The 4,468-nt window shown below is 24.7% G+C and carries 6 protein-coding genes; all 6 read right to left on the bottom strand.

Annotation, left to right across the window (positions count from 1 at the left end; all coding sequences use genetic code 11):
• Positions 1 to 89: 89 nt before the first annotated feature.
• Complete coding sequence (locus IF125_RS14010) at positions 90 to 548, bottom strand: hypothetical protein (protein ID WP_225542908.1); 459 nt, start codon at positions 546 to 548, stop codon at positions 90 to 92.
• A gap of 3 nt (positions 549 to 551) precedes the next feature.
• A complete protein-coding gene (locus IF125_RS14005; RefSeq protein WP_225542907.1) occupies positions 552 to 872 on the bottom strand; it encodes a hypothetical protein in 321 nt (106 codons plus the stop codon).
• Between the two features lie 359 nt (positions 873 to 1,231).
• Positions 1,232 to 1,654, bottom strand: a complete 423-nt coding sequence (locus tag IF125_RS14000) for a hypothetical protein (protein WP_225540672.1) — start codon at positions 1,652 to 1,654, stop codon at positions 1,232 to 1,234.
• 66 nt (positions 1,655 to 1,720) lie between these two features.
• Positions 1,721 to 2,728, bottom strand: coding sequence for a replication initiation protein (locus tag IF125_RS13995; RefSeq protein ID WP_225542906.1), 1,008 nt, complete (start codon positions 2,726 to 2,728; stop codon positions 1,721 to 1,723).
• A gap of 687 nt (positions 2,729 to 3,415) precedes the next feature.
• Positions 3,416 to 3,706, bottom strand: a complete 291-nt coding sequence (locus IF125_RS13990) for a type II toxin-antitoxin system YafQ family toxin (protein WP_092910726.1) — start codon at positions 3,704 to 3,706, stop codon at positions 3,416 to 3,418.
• Entirely contained in the window at positions 3,699 to 3,959 is a 261-nt protein-coding gene (locus tag IF125_RS13985) for a hypothetical protein (RefSeq protein ID WP_092910729.1), read from the bottom strand. Before IF125_RS13985 ends, IF125_RS13990 begins: the two co-directional genes overlap by 8 nt.
• Between the last annotated feature and the right edge of the window lie 509 nt (positions 3,960 to 4,468).

Here is a 4,468-nt window from a genome sequence, read left to right as displayed (position 1 = left end):
TGAGTAAAATTATTTTATAGTTAATTAATTGTTTTTGTGAGTATTGTGTAAAAACAACACATTTGGAACACTACCTTGGGTTGGAATAACTACTTTTTATTAAATTCTTTTAGAATCTCTTTGATATTCTCTAAATCTCCTTCTGAATCAAAAGTAAAATTATTTCCAAATGGGTCTATTGAACGAGAGATAAACAAATAATTTTTATTATTTATTTTTAAATAATTTAAATACGGTAAAATATATCTATCAACCATATCTATCTCATTGATTTTAAATACTTTTTTTGAAAATATTTTTTTTATTATAATAGTTTCATTTTCGTAATCAATAATAATTTCATTTATGTAATAATTAAGTCTAATAAAGACTAAAAAAATTAGAACAAAAAAACCTAAAAATAATAAAACATCATACTTATTTTGAGTTATTATATCATCTAAATATGTAGTAATTAAGAGTAATGCAAAAAGAACAAATATCATTAATACTAATATTATTAATGTATTATAAAAATTGTTATACTTTCTACTGATAAATTCTTTCATAAATTACTTTCCTTTGAATTTAACACCAATATCCAATCCAAACTGTATATTAAGAAAAAATCCTGCTCCAATACTTGGTTGATATGAATGAGATGTCTCGCTTGTTTTCTTTCCGTTCTCATTTTTTTCAGTTGTAGTATAATTATACCCAAAAAATGAAACTTTTTTTGTATTCGTTTCTTCTGAAACTTTTCCTGTTTTTAAATCTATTTTCTTATCAGTTTGAGAATCATACCCAATCCCTAAAGCTAATCCAAAACCTGAAGTCTCTTTTACTTTATTATTTTTTCCTTTGTAATCAAAGATTTTTTTCCCTTTTGTCAAAAAGGCAAGAGGTTTTTGGTTTAGAACTTGAAAAGTTTGTACGAACAAAGACACATCTTGCTATTAAATACCGCCTACTTTTTTAGAACTCTGAAAAATACATTTAAGTATTGATAGTTAGTGTTTTATAGGAATTTAAAAAGTTTATTATTTAATATCTTAACGCATTAATGCAGAAAAAAAATAAAGGAATTAAAATTTTCAATGTAATTGTATTATATTCAATGTTTTATAGTGGTAGTAATCACTTTTTTTTTTAAAAAAAAAGTGATTACCTAATCTTATTTTACTTAGGTAGGATATTAGCCTTAAATTAGTTATAATAAAGTAAAAAACTAACTAAATAAGGAAGTGTATATTTAAAATTGCCACCATCTTTTTTTCTTTTCCGGTATTTGTTCTGCTTGGTTTAATTCCGGTTCTTTTTTTGGGGCTTCTAAAAGGAGAATTGTCTTTTGTAGGTCGATTATTCTACCCTCTTTTTCTTGTAAAAGCAACTCTTTATTCTTTAATTCTTGTTCAAATAAAGCAATTTTTGTTTTTAAAGAATTTATATCTTCTTGCTTCTGCCAAATTTCGGTTATGTCATACTTTTGCCTTTGTGGCTTTTTAGTGTCATTTAAAGGGTCGTAAATGGAAAACAGATAATTAACTTCTATTAAAGTTTTATTTCCTTTTTTCTGTAAGTATGGTAATGATTCAGAGTTAGCAAATAATCTTCTTATTGTTCTTTCGCTTTTTCCTGTTTTTTTTATGGCTTCTTTTACGTCTATGTAATTCATAAGTATAAAAAGTTTAAACTATGACAAAAGTATGTCAAAATATAAAGATGACATACTTTTGTCATACTACTTTTTTAAGTACTTTTCTTCGAAAATCTGTTCAGATTTATTTTTTAAAGAACCAATAAGGTATGCTTTTAGATTTTTGATTTCATATAGTACAGATTGAGCTTTTAGTTCTACTAAGAAATCCAATAGTTCCTCTTCAGAAAGATGATTGTGTAAACTCTCAAATAAGCTAAGATTGTTGTTTAATTCTTTATCGGTAAACTCGTAATTGTACTTTAAATAATCTTCTATGTTTTTTGGAATATACCAACGATTAGACATTTGTTTTAATGCCTTTTGTTTCTTCAAAGATTCATCTTCAAATTGTGGTTGATGAATAGGAATAAATCTAATACCTGTGATTTTACGTCCTGTTTTTATTTTTTCATAATGAAACGTGTAAGGACTACATTTATCTAATTCTTTTTTTGCTGGCTCTACAACTCGTTTAAAAAAATCTTTAGTTTCTTTATATTTATCTACGATACAAAATATCTCTTTTAGAGATTCGATTGTATAATTAATAGGTTTTTTTTGATTAGATAATAATTCGTAAAAACGCATAGAATATATACTTTCAAATTCCATTGCGGTCTTTAATTCATATTTTTTAAATCCTTTTGAAAAATCTAAAAAACATTCAATTATTTCTCCAGATAAAACAAAAGAAATATATTCTTTTTGTTTAAAAACCTCAGGTTTGTAAATTATTCGAATAGTTTTCCAAACTTCATCATCTTCATATTCAAACAATTTATTTTCTAAAGAAAGTAATGCTTTTTTTATTTGATAGTGGTTCTTGTCTTCATCATTTTTTTTAAATGATGAAAAAGGGAAAGTAAATTTTTTTGAGTTCTCAAAAATACCTTGCTGAATAGAATATCTTTTATCTAACATTTTTCCCTCAATTAAATATTGAAGTTGTTCAACTATTTTATATAATATTCTCTTTTCATATACAGAATAATCATATTTTGCAGTTGTCAGTATGTAAGATTGTAGAATCTCTTTATTATTTATTTTCATAGGATTAAATAATTGAAAAAGGACATAATTAATACAAATATAACAAAAAAGGACATTAAAACATGTAAGTCCTACAAAGTATTATAAAAGTCCTTTTTAGAGTAATCAAGAGTATTATAAAAGTCCTATTAAAGTATTATAAAAGTCCTATTTAGAAATTTTTAAACCCTTGTAACTATTCTGATTTACAATAATTTAAATGTGTTTTAAAAAAAACCGATAAGTAATGTTAGATAAGCTATGTTTAATTAATACAAAAACATAGTAATTTTTTAGTTTTTAAGGGTGTGATTTTCTTCGAAAAATCACTTTTGGGAGCTTGCGTGAAATGCACTGTTTTCGTTAGAGTGGAAAAACAAAAACAAATTGACGTGACTTTTTTATGCGCACCAGGGGGGGCGGATTTTTTTATTTTTGATAAATTTATCTAATTTAATTAACTGATTTTTAATTCATTAATGTATTTTTGTTGCTCAAATTTAATGTTTAACCATAAATTTGAAAGCGAAACGATTTTAAAACGGCTTCTTTTGAGGTCGTTTTTTTTTGCGTTTTAAGACATTTTATTTTTAATCATTAGGAAATTATAGCAAAAAGTATTTAAAGCTATTTAAAGCTAAATATTAACTATCTACAAGCTTATTCACTCCTTAATTTGAGTTAAAAACAAGTGGTTATACTAAGGCTTTATTTGAAAAGATCAGAATGAGATCCTATTCTTGTTAAATGAATTTCTTTTTTATCTTCATCAAACTGAAACCAAATAAGAAGTAAATCAGAATTAATGTGACATTCCCAATAATCTTTATAGTCGCCAATAAGTTTATGAGCTTTCATTTTTAAAGGTAGATTATCAGCACCACCTTTAATTAATAATTCTAAACACATTTCAATATCTTGGACTTTTTTGGGAGCTTTTTTAAATTTTTTAAAATCCTTTTTAAATTGAGTGGAGAATATTAATTTATAATTATTCATCAAGTAGATTTTTTAGGTAACCCTTTAATTCAGATGGATTACTTACCGAATCAAGATTTTCTGAATTATTTTTTAATTCTTCCATTGCTGAAATAGTTTCTGAATTAGGGATAGAATATCCTGTAGCATCTAAAAGTATTGTTTCAATATAATTATTAAAACTTCTATTGGATTTAATAGCTTCTTTTTTAAGAAACTCATAAAGATTATTGTTTATTCTTAAAGAAGTTAATCTTTTCTCTTTAGTATTCATAATGATAGTATTTGTAATACAAATGTAATCATTAATAAATAAACATTTCTTTTCTGGATATATTTTGTTTGTTCAAATTGGGTTAAAGATTCAAATTCTCCATTCTTCAATTTAAAAAGGGAATGTTATTTTAAAATAACATTCCCTTTTTTAGAGAAAATATGGATTAAAATTATTCGGAGTAATTGTATTCAAAAAGAATATAGCAAGGTGTGTTATTATACTCTAAAAACCTCCGTAAACTACAGTATTTTGAATAAATAACGACCTTGCCCTACGGGATAAGGAATTGATTGCTCGTCAAAGTCGCAATCAAAATTTTTAAAAAAAAGAGAAAAGCAGATGCAACTATGCAACTGAACAACAAATAAAAAGTCTATCAAAAATATTCTGATAGACTTCTTTTATTTTAATTCTATTTTACATAAAAGGTGTTATAGCTTTTACTGAACCGAAGTTGTACGCTGTCTTTTATTCTTTACATAAATTTTCTCTAAGGATTTGTCCAA

The sequence above is a fragment of the Empedobacter stercoris genome (assembly GCF_020281205.1).
Classification (GTDB): Bacteria; Bacteroidota; Bacteroidia; order Flavobacteriales; family Weeksellaceae; genus Empedobacter; species Empedobacter stercoris.
Note: the sequence above shows the minus strand (reverse complement) of the source record. Positions and strands in the feature narration are given on the sequence as shown.

Bases quoted from the DNA above. Each gene is read 5' to 3' on its own strand.
- IF125_RS14010 (WP_225542908.1), bottom strand. From the start codon at position 548: ATGAAAGAATTTATCAGTAGAAAGTATAACAATTTTTATAATACATTA.
- IF125_RS14000 (WP_225540672.1), bottom strand. From the start codon at position 1,654: ATGAATTACATAGACGTAAAAGAAGCCATAAAAAAAACAGGAAAAAGC.
- IF125_RS13995 (WP_225542906.1), bottom strand. From the start codon at position 2,728: ATGAAAATAAATAATAAAGAGATTCTACAATCTTACATACTGACAACT.
- IF125_RS13990 (WP_092910726.1), bottom strand. From the start codon at position 3,706: ATGAATAATTATAAATTAATATTCTCCACTCAATTTAAAAAGGATTTT.
- IF125_RS13985 (WP_092910729.1), bottom strand. From the start codon at position 3,959: ATGAATACTAAAGAGAAAAGATTAACTTCTTTAAGAATAAACAATAAT.